Annotated in this window: 20 protein-coding genes; 1 reads left to right on the forward strand and 19 read right to left on the reverse strand. The window is 47.5% G+C overall.

What is annotated here, in order from left to right; genetic code table 11:
• Nucleotides 1–3: 3 nt before the first annotated feature.
• The 12 genes from B9Y93_RS07515 to B9Y93_RS07575 form a co-directional block, all read right to left on the reverse strand.
• On the reverse strand, nt 4–882 hold the full coding sequence (locus B9Y93_RS07515; protein WP_085493674.1) for a menaquinone biosynthetic enzyme MqnA/MqnD family protein: 879 nt from the start codon (nt 880–882) through the stop codon (nt 4–6).
• Nucleotides 872–1,477 carry a UbiX family flavin prenyltransferase gene (locus B9Y93_RS07520; protein WP_085493675.1) on the reverse strand — a complete coding sequence of 202 codons (606 nt, stop codon included), beginning with the start codon at nt 1,475–1,477 and terminating at the stop codon, nt 872–874. Before B9Y93_RS07520 ends, B9Y93_RS07515 begins: the two co-directional genes overlap by 11 nt.
• Nucleotides 1,477–2,346, reverse strand: a complete 870-nt coding sequence (locus B9Y93_RS07525) for a UbiA-like polyprenyltransferase (RefSeq protein ID WP_085493676.1) — start codon at nt 2,344–2,346, stop codon at nt 1,477–1,479. Before B9Y93_RS07525 ends, B9Y93_RS07520 begins: the two co-directional genes overlap by 1 nt.
• A complete protein-coding gene (locus B9Y93_RS07530; protein WP_085493677.1) occupies nt 2,339–3,076 on the reverse strand; it encodes a demethylmenaquinone methyltransferase in 738 nt (245 codons plus the stop codon). The genes B9Y93_RS07525 and B9Y93_RS07530 overlap by 8 nt, the downstream gene beginning before the upstream one ends.
• A gap of 78 nt (nt 3,077–3,154) precedes the next feature.
• Nucleotides 3,155–3,988, reverse strand: coding sequence for a heptaprenyl diphosphate synthase component 1 (locus tag B9Y93_RS07535; RefSeq protein WP_085493678.1), 834 nt, complete (start codon nt 3,986–3,988; stop codon nt 3,155–3,157).
• 119 nt (nt 3,989–4,107) lie between these two features.
• A complete protein-coding gene (locus B9Y93_RS07540; RefSeq protein ID WP_085493679.1) occupies nt 4,108–4,668 on the reverse strand; it encodes a hypothetical protein in 561 nt (186 codons plus the stop codon).
• Nucleotides 4,669–4,774: 106 nt separating this feature from the next.
• The gene (gene mtrB / locus B9Y93_RS07545; RefSeq protein ID WP_085493680.1) at nt 4,775–5,002 is read right to left on the reverse strand and encodes a trp RNA-binding attenuation protein MtrB; all 228 of its coding nucleotides are present in this window, start codon (nt 5,000–5,002) and stop codon (nt 4,775–4,777) included.
• A gap of 225 nt (nt 5,003–5,227) precedes the next feature.
• Nucleotides 5,228–5,500, reverse strand: a complete 273-nt coding sequence (locus B9Y93_RS07550; protein ID WP_085493681.1) for an HU family DNA-binding protein — start codon at nt 5,498–5,500, stop codon at nt 5,228–5,230.
• 168 nt (nt 5,501–5,668) lie between these two features.
• Nucleotides 5,669–6,682 carry an ABC transporter permease gene (locus tag B9Y93_RS07555; protein ID WP_085493682.1) on the reverse strand — a complete coding sequence of 338 codons (1,014 nt, stop codon included), beginning with the start codon at nt 6,680–6,682 and terminating at the stop codon, nt 5,669–5,671.
• 5 nt (nt 6,683–6,687) lie between these two features.
• Complete coding sequence (locus B9Y93_RS07560) at nt 6,688–8,280, reverse strand: sugar ABC transporter ATP-binding protein (RefSeq protein WP_342351851.1); 1,593 nt, start codon at nt 8,278–8,280, stop codon at nt 6,688–6,690.
• Between the two features lie 30 nt (nt 8,281–8,310).
• Nucleotides 8,311–9,435: a sugar ABC transporter substrate-binding protein gene (locus B9Y93_RS07565; protein WP_085493683.1), complete on the reverse strand. Its 1,125-nt coding sequence runs from the start codon at nt 9,433–9,435 to the stop codon at nt 8,311–8,313.
• Between the two features lie 273 nt (nt 9,436–9,708).
• On the reverse strand, nt 9,709–9,978 hold the full coding sequence (locus tag B9Y93_RS07575; protein ID WP_085493685.1) for a hypothetical protein: 270 nt from the start codon (nt 9,976–9,978) through the stop codon (nt 9,709–9,711).
• A gap of 375 nt (nt 9,979–10,353) precedes the next feature.
• On the opposite strand from B9Y93_RS07575, the gene B9Y93_RS07580 reads away from it, so the two are divergent.
• Complete coding sequence (locus B9Y93_RS07580; protein WP_085493686.1) at nt 10,354–10,815, forward strand: DinB family protein; 462 nt, start codon at nt 10,354–10,356, stop codon at nt 10,813–10,815.
• Nucleotides 10,816–10,951: 136 nt separating this feature from the next.
• Here the strand turns inward: B9Y93_RS07580 and spoIVA are convergent, their stop codons facing one another.
• The 7 genes from spoIVA to B9Y93_RS07615 form a co-directional block, all read right to left on the reverse strand.
• Nucleotides 10,952–12,430 (reverse strand): stage IV sporulation protein A, encoded by a 1,479-nt coding sequence (gene spoIVA / locus B9Y93_RS07585; RefSeq protein ID WP_085493687.1) that lies wholly within the window; start codon nt 12,428–12,430, stop codon nt 10,952–10,954.
• Between the two features lie 316 nt (nt 12,431–12,746).
• The gene (locus B9Y93_RS07590) at nt 12,747–14,423 is read right to left on the reverse strand and encodes a glutamine--tRNA ligase/YqeY domain fusion protein (protein ID WP_085493688.1); all 1,677 of its coding nucleotides are present in this window, start codon (nt 14,421–14,423) and stop codon (nt 12,747–12,749) included.
• Nucleotides 14,424–14,863: 440 nt separating this feature from the next.
• Complete coding sequence (locus tag B9Y93_RS07595) at nt 14,864–15,583, reverse strand: hypothetical protein (RefSeq protein WP_244903309.1); 720 nt, start codon at nt 15,581–15,583, stop codon at nt 14,864–14,866.
• A gap of 30 nt (nt 15,584–15,613) precedes the next feature.
• Nucleotides 15,614–15,961: a 2Fe-2S iron-sulfur cluster-binding protein gene (locus tag B9Y93_RS07600; protein ID WP_085493689.1), complete on the reverse strand. Its 348-nt coding sequence runs from the start codon at nt 15,959–15,961 to the stop codon at nt 15,614–15,616.
• Nucleotides 15,958–16,563: a nucleotidyltransferase family protein gene (locus tag B9Y93_RS07605; protein WP_085493690.1), complete on the reverse strand. Its 606-nt coding sequence runs from the start codon at nt 16,561–16,563 to the stop codon at nt 15,958–15,960. Before B9Y93_RS07605 ends, B9Y93_RS07600 begins: the two co-directional genes overlap by 4 nt.
• A gap of 33 nt (nt 16,564–16,596) precedes the next feature.
• A complete protein-coding gene (locus B9Y93_RS07610) occupies nt 16,597–16,917 on the reverse strand; it encodes a 2Fe-2S iron-sulfur cluster-binding protein (protein WP_085493691.1) in 321 nt (106 codons plus the stop codon).
• Nucleotides 16,918–16,928: 11 nt separating this feature from the next.
• Nucleotides 16,929–17,108: a DUF2768 family protein gene (locus tag B9Y93_RS07615; protein WP_085494015.1), complete on the reverse strand. Its 180-nt coding sequence runs from the start codon at nt 17,106–17,108 to the stop codon at nt 16,929–16,931.
• Between the last annotated feature and the right edge of the window lie 59 nt (nt 17,109–17,167).

Here is a 17,167-nt window from a genome sequence, read left to right on the forward strand (position 1 = left end):
CACCTAACCAACCGTATTTTCCGACCAAATGTCAAGACGTACCTCATGATCGATTAATCCTAATTCATAGGCATATTCAAAATAAAGCTGCAATCCTCGCTGCTGTGCTGAACCAAAATCGTGATTAAGGCCAGCGAAATAATAGCGCCAATATTGTGCTGTACCCCCAATCTGCTTCACAGCCTCTTGCACAAGGGATTCAGGATTCGCAATGCTCAACTGCTTGCTTGCCTCAAACGCATCAACAATCTCTCTAATCTCTACAGGGCAGCGCTCCACAATATCTTTGCGAACCGCCCACACAGCAAAGGTCATCCATTCACCAGTCCAGTCATGCCAGCTCTCGCACAGATCCATAACCTCATACTTCGGATTCTGCACATTGTCCCAGTAAGCGCGAATGGCATGGTCGCCGATTAACAGCGCTCCATCGGCTGCTGCCATCATCTGTTCCAGCACAGGCTCCATCGACAGATACTCAGGTGACGCTTGGTAACGCTTTGCCACAATGATCTTCAGCAAGTTAATCGACGTTGCCGAAGTAGTCGTCAAAGCAATCTTCCCATGCAGCACTTCACTGAGCGGCTTCTTCAGGAAGAGAAGGATCGAATTCACCTTGCCCTTGGCACTAACAGACAGATCCGGGAATAGTGCATAGCTGTCGCTGGATACGCCATAAGCAAAGGAGGAGATAGGTCCCATATCAATCGAACCTTCCTTCATCGCTTTGTTCAAGGTGGCCGGCACTGCTGGAATCATCTCAACCCGAGCCGTTTGGAGCTTGGGATTGAAGTGATAGAACATAGGCCACACATTCGTATAGTTAATGCGCCCGATTCGAATTGTTTCTTTTTCTTGCTCATGCTGTTGTTCATGATTCATTCGAATCCCCCCACCGTGTAAACAGTTGATGATCAATATCGAGACTATCCAATACTTTCCCAACGAGGAAATTCACGATATCATCTAGCGTTTTCGGCTTATGATAGAACGCCGGCATCGCCGGAATAAGCTTCACACCCATCTTCGACAGCTTCAGCATATTCTCTAGATGTATGGCATGCATTGGCGTCTCTCTAGGTACGAGAACAAGCGGACGTCCTTCCTTCATCATCACGTCAGCTGCTCTTGCCATCAGATTGTCCGATGCCCCATGGGCAATCGAGGAGAGCGTCCCCATCGAGCAAGGCATAATGATCATGCCTTGCACGCGAAATGATCCGCTCGCAATGGTTGCACCGATATCAGCAATCGGGTGAACTTGAATGGCAGCCTCAGCCCCAAAAGCTTCTATAATCGCATCTTGACGCTTCGTCGCTTGCCAGTCCAACTCTTCCTTCAATACCCGCCATCCGGCTTCCGTAATCAGCAGATGAACAAAATGCCCTGCGTCCAGCAGAGATTGAACAAGGCGAACGCCATATATGGCTCCGCTCGCCCCAGTTATGCCTACAACCCAACGCTCTTTCTCGTTCATCAGCCCAACACCACCATGTCAAATAAAGTGAAGAAGAAGACAACCATGCTGAGCGTTCCATTCATGGTAAAGAATGCCGTATTCAGACGTGTCAGGTCATTAGGCTTTACAATCAGATGCTCATAGATTAAGAGACCACACGCAATCACAACACCAAGAATATAGATCCAGCTCAGATTAGTAAGCCAGATGAGCAGTACGAATCCAAGCATGGTTACAATATGAAACCCTCTTGCAATCTTCAAAGCACCCGGAATGCCAAAGCGCACAGGAATAGAGTGCAGACCTTCCTTCTTGTCAAACTCATAATCTTGGCAGGCATACACGACATCAAAGCCTGTAGTCCAGCAAGCGACGGTAATAAAGAAAATAATGGCTGGCCAGTCAATCACATTCGTGACCGCAACCCAGCCGCCTAATGGAGCTAGTGCAATTGTGAACCCTAAGATTACATGGCACAGCCAAGTAAAGCGCTTTGTAAATGAATAAAAAACAAGCATAAACACGGCGATCGGAAGTAAATAGAAGGATAATGGCTCAAGCATCCACGCCGCTAGTATTAGAAGTCCAAAGGACACCCCTGTGAAAAGAATGACTTCTCCTGCCTTCAAAAGACCCGCAGGAATAGCGCGATTGGCTGTGCGAGGATTCTTCGCATCAATCGCTGCATCTATGAGACGATTAAGGGCCATTGCTGCGCTTCTAGCACCTATCATCGCAACAAGCACCCAACCGATCTGGGCCCAGGACGGCAGATGGCCCTTTTCAACCATTGAGCCAACTAGAGCCCCCATAAAGGCAAAAGGAAGGGCAAACAGCGTATGCTCGATCTTAATCATCTCAAGAAAAATTTTAACCTTTTTAAACATGTTCATTCCCCTTTGTTCCGATGTGCAGAGCAGCGATTCCTCCCGTCAGCGGGTAAGCATCCACATTTACTAATCCCGCATCAACGAACATCTGCTTAAGCTCTTTATGGTCAGGGAATGAAGCTAATGATTCCGGTAGCCATTTATACTGATCGTATCGCTTCGCGACCCACTTGCCAAGCATCGGAAGCAACCGTTGGAAATAGAAATAATAAATGCCCTTGAATGGCTGCCAAGTAGGCTTGGACAATTCCAAGCATACAACCTTGCCGCCCGGCTTCACCACTCTTCTCATTTCTCGAAGGACCTGCATATAATCAGGTACATTGCGAAGACCAAAGCCTATCGTCACATAATCGAAGGTATTATCTTCAAAAGGCAGATCCATCGCATTGCCTTCTATCAAGCGAATTTGCTTTGCGAGTCCTAGCTTATCGATCTTTTGCTGCCCATACTGGAGCATATGCGGGCTGAAATCAAGCCCCGTCAGTTGACCGGTCTTGCTTTTTTCAGCCATCTGAATCGTCCAGTCGCAAGTGCCGCAGCACAAATCCAGCGCATTCTGCCCGACTTGCATGTTCATCTTGCTCATGGTGAATTTTCGCCATGCCTTATGTCTGCGGAAGCTCATGATGTCATTCATAATGTCATACTTCGGCGCAATACTTTCGAATACAGAGTGAACGTACTGCTCCTTTTGCTTCCCGGTCTTTGGCGATTGTGTATTCAATTTACGTCACCCTTCCCCCTATTAATCGCCTTGCCTTATGATAATGGAAGGTTCTAATCTATCCGCGCTAAGCAGCTTCTAAGTGGACAGGCTCGGCACTTCATTCTCAATCACTTCAACATCTAGTTGAAGCTGACGCTTGCATTGATTCAATACGTCCCCCACTTGCTTGCTCGCCTGCTCCAGCATGCTTTCTAGTGCGGATTGAACTTGATACTTCGTAATAAGTTCCTTCCATATGCTCTCATCCCATGCTCGATCCTTCAAGAGAGCCTGTTCTTCTGATGTTCCCTCCTGCAGAATGCGCCAATAGGCGTAGCTTCCATCAAAGGATGAGTGTGATTCTGTTTTCTTGATCTCTTGCTCTACGACCTCAAGATGAGACAGATCATGCAGCGCCTTCCCCCACAATTCAGCATCTTGGGCGCGCATTCCCGTATCCCACGCTTGAAACACACATTGCTTCAGCTTCGTGCGCTCCAGCATATAGGATTCTGCAGTCATCTTAAACTGCTTCATCTTATCCACCATCGTCATCTTCATGCGATTCACTTCGCATACCGCGCGACTTAACAGATAGATCGCATCAATCTGTCCAGCTTGCGCAAGAAGGTGATAGAATCGGCTGCTAAAATAGTCTCCCGCAAGCACCTTCAATTGTCTCGAACGCATATTGCGATCATCTCCATGCTCACTTGCAAGCTCGACCGTATCATGAGTATCGAGAGCTAGCTGAACAAGAGATGTCACGATCTCAGGCAGCCGGCCTAGCTTCGCTTGATGGCTCCGACTCATAAAAGCACACAAAAGACCCACCCTGGCACTAGCCAATTCAGGCAGCTTTGTGTGCGCTTGAATCATATCATGCGACGCATAGAAATGTACAAGTTGCGGTATACGGTAACCCTTCATGTAAAATGCCTCCGAGTGCTGTCATCCTATCGGATGTCGTGATCTAAATCATTATAGCATAGGTTATATTCATGCGGACAACATTTCTTACCCATCAATATCCATACTCTCCCAGTTTTTTAAGGAAATGATGACAGTTTTGGGTCAAATATCTTGTGCCAGATCGATGTGTACGTCATGCGAAGCGCTTGCTCTGTCTCTTCTGACAATCGAGCATCCGCTTGTTTCATTTCAAGAATGCGCTCCATGGTGGCCTGCTCCTTCAGCGCATCAAGCCCAAGCAGAATTTGCTTCTTGTGCGCTTTGCGATCATCAATGACCATGCGAAGCTCCAGCCTGTTCACATTGTTCATCTCATGGAAGCTGAAGTTCAGCCAGTGCGCCATCTCTTCATACAAGAGCGCTGGATTCATAATGGAGGCAGCCACCTTCACATCCAGAATCAAGCTTCCGTCTTGGTTAAAGTGTACACGTGATATCGGCAAAGAATGATTAGCGCTTTGCAATTGATCGACAAGCAGTTCCTCTTGCAATTGCTTAACCGAACGATCGGGAGTAAACACGGGCAGATCACCGCCTTTGTCGCGTTCGCGTCCATCAAGCGACGCCAAAGCGCCTAAGCCTGCAGTCAACGTAAGTGTCATAAGGATGGAAAGGAGGAATAAACGAAGCTTCTTCAAGCAGATTCACCTCTCAAGCATTTCCCTCGCATCTAAGATTAGTCTCGTCGGATGCAAGGATGTCCATACCTCATTCTACAACGAAAAAAAGCAGGCTATGCCTGCATTATTCATCCTTATCGGTATGAATGACTCCATGCTTTGTCATAATGACTGCTTTTCCTCTTACTTTCACGGCAGAAGTATGATCGGTGAACTGTGCGATGAGCACCTCATTCTTATCAAGCTTCTCCATATGATGAAAACGGGTATCTTGTCCACGCGTCAATCCGATAACTTGTACCCCTTGTTCTTTCGCTTTGACCACAATATAATCATTCTGATTCTGTTCCATAACGCTGTATCCTCCTCTAGCGTACATGCCGTTCTGCAAACATTCAGCATGTCTGTCCATATCTTAATCATGAATGCTTGCCAAGGGCTTGTCAACTGTTCTGGCGGCTTGCGTTTCGGATCATTGACCTTGTGGTCATTGCCTAATCATGTGAGCATCGAATCCTTCATAGAATCAAGCCGTGACAATACGATGCCACGGCTTGAATATTGATGTCATATATGATTAGTTAATCCCGTCTTTCAAAGCTTTACCTGGCTTGAAAGCAGGCACTTTGCTTGCAGGAATCTCGATCTCTTCACCCGTTTGAGGGTTACGTCCTTTGCGAGCAGAACGCTCACGAACTTCAAAGTTACCGAATCCTACTAGCTGAACCTTATCACCGGTCTGAAGGGCATTGGAAATCGCATCAAATACGGCATCCACCACTTTCGTTACGTCCTTCTTCGAAAGTTCAGTCGTCTCAGAAACCTCAGTAATCAATTCAGATTTGTTCATCTTAAGCTCACCTCCCAATTGAAATATGCCTATGCTCCCATTCTTGCACGGAAATCCTATACTTTATACCTTACAAACCGCAGAATCTCGCAATTTATAGGCCTTTTTGCCATGACAACAGATTTATAGTAATATATGGAGATTCGAATTGCAAGAAAATTCATCCAATTATGCGGCGCGGCGCTTCTTTACGACATAGAAGGTAACCGCTAACGCCAAGATGAGCACAGTTCCTTTTATGATGTCATGCGTGTAGTACTGCAAGTTCATCATCGTCAGTCCATTAACCAGCACTCCGATCAGCACAGAACCGATAAAGGTGCCGAGCACGTTCGGCTTGCCTGCGCCAAACACAGAGAATCCGACAAATACCGCCGCAACCGCCTCCATCAGGAGCGGCGCTCCTGCATCTATCTGCCCTGTGCCGACTCGTGAAGCAAACAGGATGCCTCCTACAGCTGCACATATGCCAGACAGCACATAAGCCCATGTCCGTACCCGCTTCACCTTAATGCCTGATAAGCGCGCAGCTTCTTCATTGCCGCCAGTCATGTACATCTGTCTGCCAAAACGCGTGTAGGCCAAAAATATATGCGCAGCAGCAACGGCAAGCAGCATGAGTATGACGGGAATAGGAACCGTGAAGTTCCCTACATAGAATTCCCCTTGCCCTATCGTCAAAAAAGCATTGGACATAACGCCAGGCGCTTTCGTGCCATCAGTCATCTGCATATTGTTATAAATGGAGTAGCCCTTCGTGTATGTTTTATGTATGCCTGCCACGATATACATGACGGCTAACGTAGCCAGCAAATCTGGAATCTTGAACCTTACAATAAAAAAGGAGTTGATAAGGCCAACGCAAGCACCGATCAAAAGCGGAACGATAATGACGATAAACAGCGGCATCTCATACCAAACCATCAGGGAGGCTGTCACCACTGTTGTCAGCGATACCGTTGAGCCAACAGACAGATCAAAGCCGTCCACGATGAGGGAAAAGGTGACTCCAATCGCTATAAACGTCACAATCGATATTGATCTTAAAATATCAGCGATATTGGAGCCGGAAAAGAAATATTCCAGCTTGATCGCAAAGAAGGCAAATACCCCTAGGATGACGATAATCGCCCCATAACGAAATGCAAATTGCAATAACTTATCTCTATAGCTTGTTTCCATGTAGGTTATTCCTCCCGCCCTGCGCTTGCATAGAACAGCAATTGCTCTTGCGTTACTTCATTGCGGCCAAATTCCTTTACGAATTGCCCATCGCACATGACAATCACTCGATCTGCAATGCCTATGGCCTCGCCAAGCTCACTCGTAAAGTAAAGAATGGCTTTTTGCTGAGATGCAAGATCTCCTATAATTCGAAAAATATCCCGCTTCGCTCCGACATCCACACCCTTTGTCGGTTCATCGAAAATATAAATGACAGCGTCGCTTCCCACCCATTTTCCAATGGACACCTTCTGCTGATTGCCCCCGCTCAAGTAGGCAACCTCGGTCTCACGAGAAGCCGTCTTGATCCCGAATTGCTCGATAACACGCTCAGCGATTGATGTCTCTTGTTTGCGATTCAAAAAGCCGATGCGGGTCAGTTTATTTAAGATGGGGAGCGTGATATTGGTTCTCACGGATTCCTGTACAAAGACTCCTTCTTTTCTGCGCTCCTCAGGAATATGGGCAATACCTGCTAATAAAGCATCCGCAGGATCCTTCATGTTCAGCTTGATGCCTCTAACACGCACTTCTCCGGCCTGCATAGGGTCTGCACCGGACAATAGCCTTGCGCATTCAGACTTTCCCGCTCCAACGAGCCCGACAATGCCAACAATTTCTCCTGCTCGAACCTCTAAATCCACTCCTCGGACTTTAGTTCCAGCATGAAGGCCTTTGGCTTCCAGCAGAACATCATGGATGTTTGACGTCCTAGGCGGAAATTGCTCTTGGAACGGCTCACCAAGCATCTCTTTGATAACCTCATCTGGGTTTGTATCTGCAACTTCGGAGGTAAAGACATGCTGGCCGTCCCTCATTACGGTCAAGCGATCACATTCTCCAAACACTTCAGGGAGCCGATGCGATATAAAGATAACGATAAACCCTTGATCGCGCATTCTTCGCATTACCCGAAACAGCACTTCAGTTTCCTGCTGGCTTAACGGCGCAGTAGGCTCATCAAAGACAACCACCTTGGCCTCTTCGATTAATGTTCGTGCAATAAGCACCATCTGTTTCTCTGCTAGACTTAACCGTTCCACAACATGAGAGAGAGGGAGGTGTACCCCTAGCTGATCACAGGCTTGCTGCGCCATTCGTTGAATGGAAGAGGGATTCACCCATAGGCGCTGCTTCGCATCTGCCATTCGATCGAGCATAATATTTTCAGCGACGCTAAGCTGCGGCACTAAGGCTGTATCGACTTCCTGATATACGCAATGGATACCCAGTCGCTTCGCATCTGTAGGCGTCTTGATCTCAAGGCGTTCCCCATGAAGCTTGATCTCCCCGCGATCCAGCGGATAGGCTCCTGATAAGATTTTCATCAAGGTGCTCTTGCCCGCTCCATTCGCCCCTAATAGAGCATGGATTTCTCCCCCTCGCGCTTCAAAATCCACTTGCTTCAAGGCTTTAACGCCGCTAAAGGCTTTTTCAATTCCCTCCATACGAAGCAAGGAACGGGAAATGCGTGTAGCCGCACTTCCCGTTGAGTGTAGAGACTCCTTAGTTTGAGCTGCAGAGGATTTGGAGGCTGTATGGTCTGGTTTGCTCATGTTCATCATCACTCCCACCTTGTTCACCCATTACTTGCTGTATTCGCTCATCCAATCCTGCTCGCCTTGTGTGCTGCCGCCCCAGCCCTTTACATACTCTCCAAGCTCATCTGTAGAGATTTGCTTATCGGCAGGCAGCTGATCACGATGCACATAGACAGGCTCAAGAATAACCTTGTCCTCGGTCTGGTCGCCATGCAGCTTCTGGAACAAATAGCGAACTTGAATGCGTCCGATATCCTTTGGATCTACAGCGGCACTAGCCACCCACGGACTTGCAGGGTTCTGCAGCATTTGCAAATCCTCATCACTCATGTCAATTCCGTAGATCTTGATATCCGTACGTCCCGCTTGTTGGATCGCACGCGCCGCACCCTTGGCAAATTCATCATAGGATGCCCATACCGCTGTGATCTCGCCTTCCTTCGGATATTGCTTAAGAATTGCTTCCATTTTGGCTTGTGTATCAAGTGCTGTACTATTCGATACACTTCCAAAGGCTGCAATTTCCTTAATGTCTGGATATGTATTCAAAAATTGCTCATAGGCAACCTGACGTCGCTCCATCGGTGCAAAACCTGCTGTCCAGATCTTAACGATATTCCCTTTGCCCCCTGCATCCTTCGCGAGCTGCTCCAACGTCATCTCCGCCATCTTCTGGTCCCCTTGCTCGATGACTGTAATGCCTGGGATCTCAACTAAGGCATCAAAGGCAACCACTGGAATGTTCGCCTCTTTGGCCTTGTTCATGCCAGCCGTTAACGTAGCTGCGTCACCATGGTCAGTCAGGATGCCGTCGAATTTCTGGTTCACGGCCATCTCAAGCTGCGAAGCCATCTTGGACTTGTCCGTTTCTGCTACAAAGGTTGTCAGCTCGCCGCCAAAGCGCTCCACTTCCTCCTTTACGCCTGCCAAGTACTGTTGGGAGAATGTGCCTGAATTGAACTCCATCACTAAGGCGATCTTCTTGCCTTTAAGATCTGAAGCTTGATCTGCCGATGTTTCCGTTACCGGCTCAACCTTTCCCGATCCTGATCCAGCAGGCTCGGAGCTGCCGACAGTCTTGACGCCGCAAGCACTCACAAGCATGGCGAGCATCAGCAGCATCGTCAGGATTATGGCCTTTCTCTTTTTACCGTGCGCAATTTGTGTCATCACTTTGTTCTCCGCCCGTAATCCTTTTCTTCTTGTTGAACGTCCATCCAAGTTTTTCCTCACGTTCATAGACAATAATATAACGACTAATTCCTAGTATGTAAATCGGTTTTGTTAAATTTATGCTGAATTTTTTAATCAAATGTCGAATAAAACGCATTAAATGGAAAAACAAGCTATAAAAGGCGCATTCCAATAAAAAAACAGAGGCGCCAGGACCATATTCATCCCGCTTCCTCTGTCTTGTGATCATGGCATGAGCCATAAATTATGTTATTGTTCGGACTCCTGCTCAAGCGCTGCATCAAGCAGTGCATCAAACAAATCATCATCATCCGTTAACCGCTGATCAAGCTTCAGGAATTCCTCTTCATCGCCCGATTCAGACGTGAAGTGAAGGCTGTAGTCCCAGTCTCTCCCCTTCTTGCTAAAGAAAGAAATCTCATACGGGAATTGATAGCCTTCCAAACGGAACACCACATTCCCCTGCAGCGATTGATCTGCGTTCTTGGTCATATTTGCTTCTTGAATATGCAGTTCCATCTTGTTGAACCTCATTTCTTATGTACTCTACTTTTACAATCTCTGTATCCCTAACTTTATCATAACCGAAATTACGCTTCTGTACAGACCTCACACGCAAAAAAGCACGCCGAATCAGACTCTTGGTGACAGGACACAACGAACGCCCAGTTTCATCGCTCGCTCCCATTCTTAAACAGCAAAGCTAGGTTAAACCATGTTATTGATCATTGATTTTATCGAACATACGTTCTATAATAAGCGTGGCATCTTGATCGGAGATGATTAATCGATGAATTTAAAGAAATGGAATTGGCCAGCTGATGCCTTGGACCTTTGGAAGACCTATTCCATTAGCCTATACGAATTGTCAAAATGATATTGGAGGAATGTAATGTGGCGACGATTACTGATGTCTGTCGAGACTTAGATAAATTGACTGTTTTTATTTCCAATTTGACCCCTTACTCTGATGATGTACTTTGCAAACAAATCATTGGCACATGGTCCATTCGGGACATTATCAGTCATATTATGGGCTGGGACAAAAACGTTATGAAGACCCTTAATCAGATTATCCATAATGAAGAAGTAGAACTAGAAGAACATCACGATGTGCAGGCATTTAACGAAGCATCTGTTGCTTTCGGTAGAAAAATGAAACCGCATGATTTATTACAGGAAGCAATCTTGCAACGCAAACAATTGATATTAACACTGCACTTGGTTTCTGAAAAAGCATTCATCACACAATTCCATAATAGCGCGTATACACTAGAAGCCTTTCTAAAAGAAATGTTTATTAATCATGACCAGCATCACGAAAAACAAATCATGCAGCACCTTCAAAACGGTTAGATAGCATGCGATCAATAACCGCCTCTCATTGGGCGGTATTATCGTCATCAATAATCAACAATACAAGGAAACAGAACCAATAGCAAAAAGAGTTCACACATTGGATGGCACCAATGAAATGAACTCCTGTTTGCTTCTAGAGGATGATGGCGATAAGACCGCCAGATCCTTCATTGATAATACGTCCAAGGGTTTCCTGCAGTTTATAGCGAGCGTTATCCGGCATCATGGCAATCTTGCCTGATATTCCTTCACGCACAATGGAATGAAGGGATCGTCCGAAGATATCCGACTCCCAGATCTTCGTTGGATCATTCTCGAAGTCCTGCATCAGATAGCGCATCAGCTCTTCACTTTGCTTCTCAGTGCCAATAATCGGTGCAAACTCTGATTCTACATCGACACGTATCATGTGGATCGATGGTGCTGTAGCCTTCAGACGAACGCCAAAGCGCGAGCCCTGACGAATAAGCTCTGGCTCATCAAGAGCCATCTCAGCGAGCGTAGGTGCAGCGATGCCGTAGCCTGTTGTCTTCACCATCTCCAGCGCCTCTGCAAAGCGGTCATATTCACGCTTCGCATGCGAGAATTCCTGCATGAGCTGAAGCAGATGGTCTTTGCCGCGAATCTCGACGCCGACGACCTCCATCAAGATCTGATCGTAGAGCTCATCAGGCGCATACAGATCAATCTCAGCGACACCTTGGCCCATATTCATACCGCTAAGTCCTGCGCGGTTAATGAATTCATATTCTAAGAACTGCTGCACGACGCGATCAACATCGCGAAGTCTGCGAATATCCTTTACCGTATCACGCACTGAATTCTCATAGGAGCTGCGGAGCCAGTGCTGCTCTTGAAGCACCATCACCCAACTCGGCAGGTTGACGTTGACTTCGTGAACAGGGAATTCGTAGAGCACCTCACGAAGAACCCCCATCACATCATCCTCATTCATGCTGGCCGCGCTCAGTGCGAGCACTGGAATATCGTACTTGGTTTGAAGCTCATTACGAAGCGCCTGCGTCTCTTCACTCTTCGGGCGGGTGGAGTTGATGATCATAATGAACGGCTTTCCTACCTGCTTTAGTTCTTCAACCACACGCTCTTCTGAGGAGACGTATGAGTGGCGAGGAATCTCAGCAATCGTACCATCCGTTGTAACCACAACACCCAAAGTGGAGTGCTCTTGAATGACCTTGCGTGTGCCAATCTCAGCAGCTTCCTGGAAAGGAATTGGGTCTTCAAACCAAGGTGTGCTGATCATTCTTGGCCCATTCTCGTCTTCATATCCCTTGGCGCCTTCGACGGCATAGCCTACACAATCAACCAGTCTTACATTCACTTCAAGACCTTCATCAACCTTAATCTGCACCGCGTTATTCGGTACGAATTTGGGTTCCGTCGTCATGATGGTCTTGCCTGCTGCGCTTTGCGGCAGCTCATCGACTGCACGTATGCGGTCTGATTCGTTTGTAATATTAGGCAATACGACGGTTTCCATGAAGCGTTTAATGAATGTCGACTTCCCCGTGCGGACCGCACCAACGACCCCGAGGTAAATATCCCCGCCGGTACGCTCGGCTATGTCCTTAAAAATGTCTACTTTCTCCAAATGATATCCCCTCCTCAATTAATTCCCGACGGACCTTGTGTTGCGACGAACGCCGCCACCGTCCATCAGAAACGATTGGCACCGTTGCTAGATTTGAGCTGTTGCCGTTGTCGCCAGTGTTCGCCGCCGAGCTAGAACGTCGTACATGGGCATTGCGACGCAACTCGTACATGCTCTTGGACTAGTATCATCTTATTTAGAGATTCACGAGAATATGACGCTCAGCACAAAAATATTTCGCATAAAAGGAATCAGCCCGCTTTTTTCCTTCCTAGCTAGGTATATGAGGGATTGGAGAAAGTATGCGCAATACGCGCTATTTCTTCCACGAGTCTTTGAGAGCAACAATACGGTTGTATACCTTTCGCTCTGACGAGGAATCCTTCATGTCTTCGATAAAATAACCGTGGCGTACGAATTGTACCCGCTCGCCGGACTCCACTCGGGATAGAGAGCCTTCTGCTATAGCGTTCTTATAAGTGACAAGCGAATGAGGATTAAGAAGCATACTCCAGTCCGGCTCTTTCTCATTGAACTTGGCGTCTGAACGCAGCAAGGAATGATAGAGTCGCACCTCTAGCGGCACCGCATCGCTAGCAGCCACCCAGTGAATGGTTCCCTTGACTTTTCTGCCTTGAAAGCCTGACCCGCTCTTCGTCTTCGGATCATATGTGCAATGCAGCTCCAGGATATTCCCTGTAAGCTCATCCTTAACCACATGATGGCAGTGAACATAATATGCGCCTTTTAACCGCACTTCGCCTCCTAGCGTTAAGCGGCGATAGCCTTGCTCCGGGACTTCCATAAAGTCTTCCCTCTCAATAAACAGCTCCCGTGTAAAAGGCATGGCCCGACTGCCAAACACATCATGTTCGGTATGAAAGGGAATGTCCAACCACTCCGTCTCGTGCTGATCCCTATTCGTGATGATGAGTTTGATCGGATCAAGGATGGTCATGTACCCTTTGGTGCTGCCTTGCAAATCAGCGCGAGTGATATGGTCCAATGTATGAAGATCAACAACGGACTCATGTCGAATCAGCCCGATCTCCGCCACCCATTGACGTATATGCGAGGCTTGATAGCCTCTTCTTCGCATCCCCATGACTGTCGCGAGCCTTGGGTCATCCCAGCCATCTACATCGCCACGCTCGACAAGTTGACGCAAATAGCGTTTGCTTGTGACGCTGTCTTGAAGGTACAGCCTGCCGAATTCCCTTTGTCGTGAGGGTTCAGCCAACTCCAGCTGCTCTTGCACCCACTCATACAAGGGACGATGATCCTTGAATTCGATGGAGCATAATGAGTGTGTAACGCCTTCGATCCAATCTTGAATCGGATGGGCAAAGTCATACATCGAATAGATGCACCAGCTGTCCCCAGTTCGGTAATGGCTGGCATGTATAATCCGGAACAATATCGGATCGCGCATATTCATATTCGCACTTGCCATATCAATCTTCGCTCTCAACACACACGCGCCTGATGCATATTGCCCGGCGCGCATTGCTTCAAACCGCTGTCTGTTCTCCTCGACCGAGCGGTTGCGATACGGACTTTCCTTCCCGCTTTCCGTTAATGTTCCTCGGTATATCGCTGTATCCTCTGCGCTCAGATCACATACATACGCAGCGCCACGTTCAATCAGCTTAAGGGCCGCTTCATAGATCGTCTCCGCATAATCTGAGCCATAGTAAATGTGGGGTCCGGGATCATATCCCAGCCAACGAATATCTTGAAGGATCGCCTGAACAAAGGCCTCATCTTCCTTTAGCGGATTCGTATCATCAAATCGGAGATGGAATTCTCCGTCAAAGACCTTGGCTAAGCTTGCATTCATATGGATCGCATACGCACTGCCAATATGAAGATATCCATTGGGTTCTGGGGGGAATCGTGTGCATATCGGCCGATGAAACACCTGATGCTCACAATCCTCCTTTATCATCGTATAAAAGGCATGAGGGTGAGTAGCTTGAATGTCTTCTTTCATTGTCTATTCCTCCTTCGTATAAAATAAAAAATCTCGTCCCCAAGACGTATTGTCTTGGGGACGAGATTCTCGTGTTGCCACCCCTAATTTATCGATATGTTGCCATATCCACCTTATCAGGTACGGCACAGCTAGTGCTGTGATTATACCCTAGCTCTATAACAGGAGCTCCTGTCACACCATCACCTACGGATCCGATGTGCCGCTCAGAGGCTTGGTTCACGTGTTCACCAACCTCCCCCTTCTCAGCTAACGGGGTTCTCTGTACAGGTCAGCTCATCGCTACTCTTCTCGTCATTGCGCATGTCACAGTATTCCATTCGTTCAATCGTGAATTTATGATAATGTAGCATATTCGAGTTCATGAATCAAGCTCCTCAATCAGCCTCATTCTACGATCCTGTATGCATGGAACTAATCCTAAATGCATGTACTAGCCTCTAGGGTACAGGAACTGGCTTCTCACCAATCCAGCGATAAGCGGTTGACTTCACGGGCGAGTATAGGCCTTGTTCAATTAAGATCGGTCTAAGATCCTCATCTGTCTCCTGCGGTTGTATCTGAGACTGTTCAATAGCCTGCATAAGATCACGAGCGTAGTCTGCAAACACTTGTCCCTGCTCATTGAGCATAAAAGAAAGCTCCTCGCCGCTGTAAGGACTTCTAATAGGCTTCTCATTTGCTTTAATTGCAGCCAGATCAATCTCATAATAACCCTCATATCGCCGTTCACCGAGGGGGAGCTTCCCATTCTGCTGCTGGTACTGCTTGATCTTTCTCTCTAGATCATTTGCTCGTTGAGCAGTCTTCAGGTCCATGACTCGAACGGTCGGATTCGTCTCTTCATCAAGAATCAAATATCGATTCATTCCGCCGCTTTCAAACGCATCACGAGGGATTGTATTCAATACATCCTTTGCCTGCAGCTCCTGAAAGTCGATTTCAAACTTCTCATAACGAGAGACGGTCTCATCTGCCGTAATGAGCGGCAGCAGACCTGTCTTGCGCTGATAATCATCTACCGCATGCTGTACAAGCACAATCCCATCTTTAGCCGAGCTTAGATTCTCTTTTCGCTGCTCCTTCGGATACAAGCAGCCTTGCAGCAGCGCGCACATGAGAACAATGACAACGGCAGTCCAACCATGTCTTGGCTTCACGATCTGGCTCTCCCTCCCGACAATCTCAAGCTACCATAACGAGTCATCCTCTTGTTCCAATAACTTCTGACGAATAATGGCTTTCAGCCGATCCTCAGGCACGCTCACCGTAATGTCCGCTCCACTATCGCGGCCAACCCGTGCCTGGCAGGCCAGACGAAGCCCATTCTTCTCCTGAACCCCAAGCTTCAAGCGTTCTTGCTTCGAAGGCGGTTCTATTCCTTCTCCTTCAATATGTACTTTGCACATCAGGCAAGCTGCGCGTCCCTGACACCGTGTTCGGATAGGAACACGCGCTAGACGTGCAGCATCAAGCACACTTTGGCCGCCCCTTGCCGTAACCCACTTGTCATCTGGCATAAATCGAATACGCGTCATCGTGCCAATCCTTTCATGCAGCCTGGAATAAGCTCATGGAGTCTGTCCTTGATCGTCTCGACAGGTTCGCAGCAGCCGAGCACATATGCAATTGCACGCTGATGCTTCTCTGGCTCTGCCTCCATGGCTTTGGCAATGGGCAGGAATCGATCCTCACGCTCACGCAGCAGATTAAACACAAGCTCATGGGACAGCGGCATCAACCGAATCTCCATGCCCTCTTCCTTCCACAAAATGGCGTGTTGATCCAGTCCGTCACGGACCGTTGTATGGTAGCTGCACCAGCTTGTCCGCACATGGAATTCACCCACAAGTTCGACTGTGGCAGCACCGATCTGATAATGGCTGAGCAAGGAGCGGTACATCGATGTCTCATTCCATTCTGACTGATCCATTGACCACTGCTCCCATTGTTCCTGCAGCCTAATCGCATCTTCTTCATTCGCATATATATCGATATCTTGCGGTTCTTTATCCAGCGCCACCCTTTGCAGCAATAATGCGCAGCTGCCTCCAAGCAGCCAAGTTGTTGAAGGAGGATCTATTGCTTTAAGCTTCTGCAAGGCACTAGTTAGCGTTTCATTTAACGGGGTTGTACTCATTATTCTGACTCCAATACTCTGCAATTTCCATCATTACCCGCGGGCAAGCCATGATCTAAAATATGGCCGATGCACCGCATAAATATCGCCAGTAGATTCAATCACTGCTTGGCAGCTTAAACGATAGCCTTCCTCGAATTCTTCCTCGTCCATTCGATTCCATTCGGCATCGGTAATCTCATTCAAATGTTCAGCGCCCTCAAGCACCTGACATCTACAGCGGGCACAAGTGCCTCTTGAACAATTATAATTCCAATCAACCTTTAACTGAAGAGCGGCATTAAGGAGCGTGCTCCCAACAGGTGTAACCATCGTTTGCTCCTGCGTTCTTCCCATTAAACGAAGTCTAGCCATGAGTTCACTCCTTAAAACATTGATATTAGTCCATACAAAGCGCCTACCATCAGCATGATAAACGCCACAAAGGTCAGTACGCCTCGAATCCAGCCTTTCGTCTTATGACGAGCGAAAGCAACGATAATCGCAGAAAATGCCATGAGGCCGATTCCTATTAACGATACCCACATCTTCGTCATACTGTCCATGCGCATGTCTCCATTCTCCCAAAAGTATCCTTATTATACCATTCGACAAACGAAGAAGA

This window comes from Paenibacillus aquistagni (genome assembly GCF_900177815.1).
Taxonomy (GTDB): Bacteria; Bacillota; Bacilli; order Paenibacillales; family Paenibacillaceae; genus Paenibacillus_B; species Paenibacillus_B aquistagni.

Coding starts and splice junctions, on each gene's coding strand:
- B9Y93_RS07590 (WP_085493688.1), bottom strand. CDS start 14,423: ATGAAAGAAGACATTCAAGCTACTCACCCTCATGCCTTTTATACGATG.
- B9Y93_RS07550 (WP_085493681.1), bottom strand. CDS start 5,500: ATGAACAAATCTGAATTGATTACTGAGGTTTCTGAGACGACTGAACTT.
- B9Y93_RS07600 (WP_085493689.1), bottom strand. CDS start 15,961: ATGACGCGTATTCGATTTATGCCAGATGACAAGTGGGTTACGGCAAGG.
- B9Y93_RS07575 (WP_085493685.1), bottom strand. CDS start 9,978: ATGGAACTGCATATTCAAGAAGCAAATATGACCAAGAACGCAGATCAA.
- B9Y93_RS07565 (WP_085493683.1), bottom strand. CDS start 9,435: ATGACACAAATTGCGCACGGTAAAAAGAGAAAGGCCATAATCCTGACG.
- B9Y93_RS07615 (WP_085494015.1), bottom strand. CDS start 17,108: ATGGACAGTATGACGAAGATGTGGGTATCGTTAATAGGAATCGGCCTC.
- B9Y93_RS07535 (WP_085493678.1), bottom strand. CDS start 3,988: ATGAAGGGTTACCGTATACCGCAACTTGTACATTTCTATGCGTCGCAT.
- B9Y93_RS07555 (WP_085493682.1), bottom strand. CDS start 6,682: ATGGAAACAAGCTATAGAGATAAGTTATTGCAATTTGCATTTCGTTAT.
- B9Y93_RS07605 (WP_085493690.1), bottom strand. CDS start 16,563: ATGAGTACAACCCCGTTAAATGAAACGCTAACTAGTGCCTTGCAGAAG.
- B9Y93_RS07560 (WP_342351851.1), bottom strand. CDS start 8,280: ATGAGCAAACCAGACCATACAGCCTCCAAATCCTCTGCAGCTCAAACT.
- mtrB (WP_085493680.1), bottom strand. CDS start 5,002: ATGGAACAGAATCAGAATGATTATATTGTGGTCAAAGCGAAAGAACAA.
- B9Y93_RS07515 (WP_085493674.1), bottom strand. CDS start 882: ATGAATCATGAACAACAGCATGAGCAAGAAAAAGAAACAATTCGAATC.
- B9Y93_RS07520 (WP_085493675.1), bottom strand. CDS start 1,477: ATGAACGAGAAAGAGCGTTGGGTTGTAGGCATAACTGGGGCGAGCGGA.
- B9Y93_RS07525 (WP_085493676.1), bottom strand. CDS start 2,346: ATGTTTAAAAAGGTTAAAATTTTTCTTGAGATGATTAAGATCGAGCAT.
- B9Y93_RS07610 (WP_085493691.1), bottom strand. CDS start 16,917: ATGGCTAGACTTCGTTTAATGGGAAGAACGCAGGAGCAAACGATGGTT.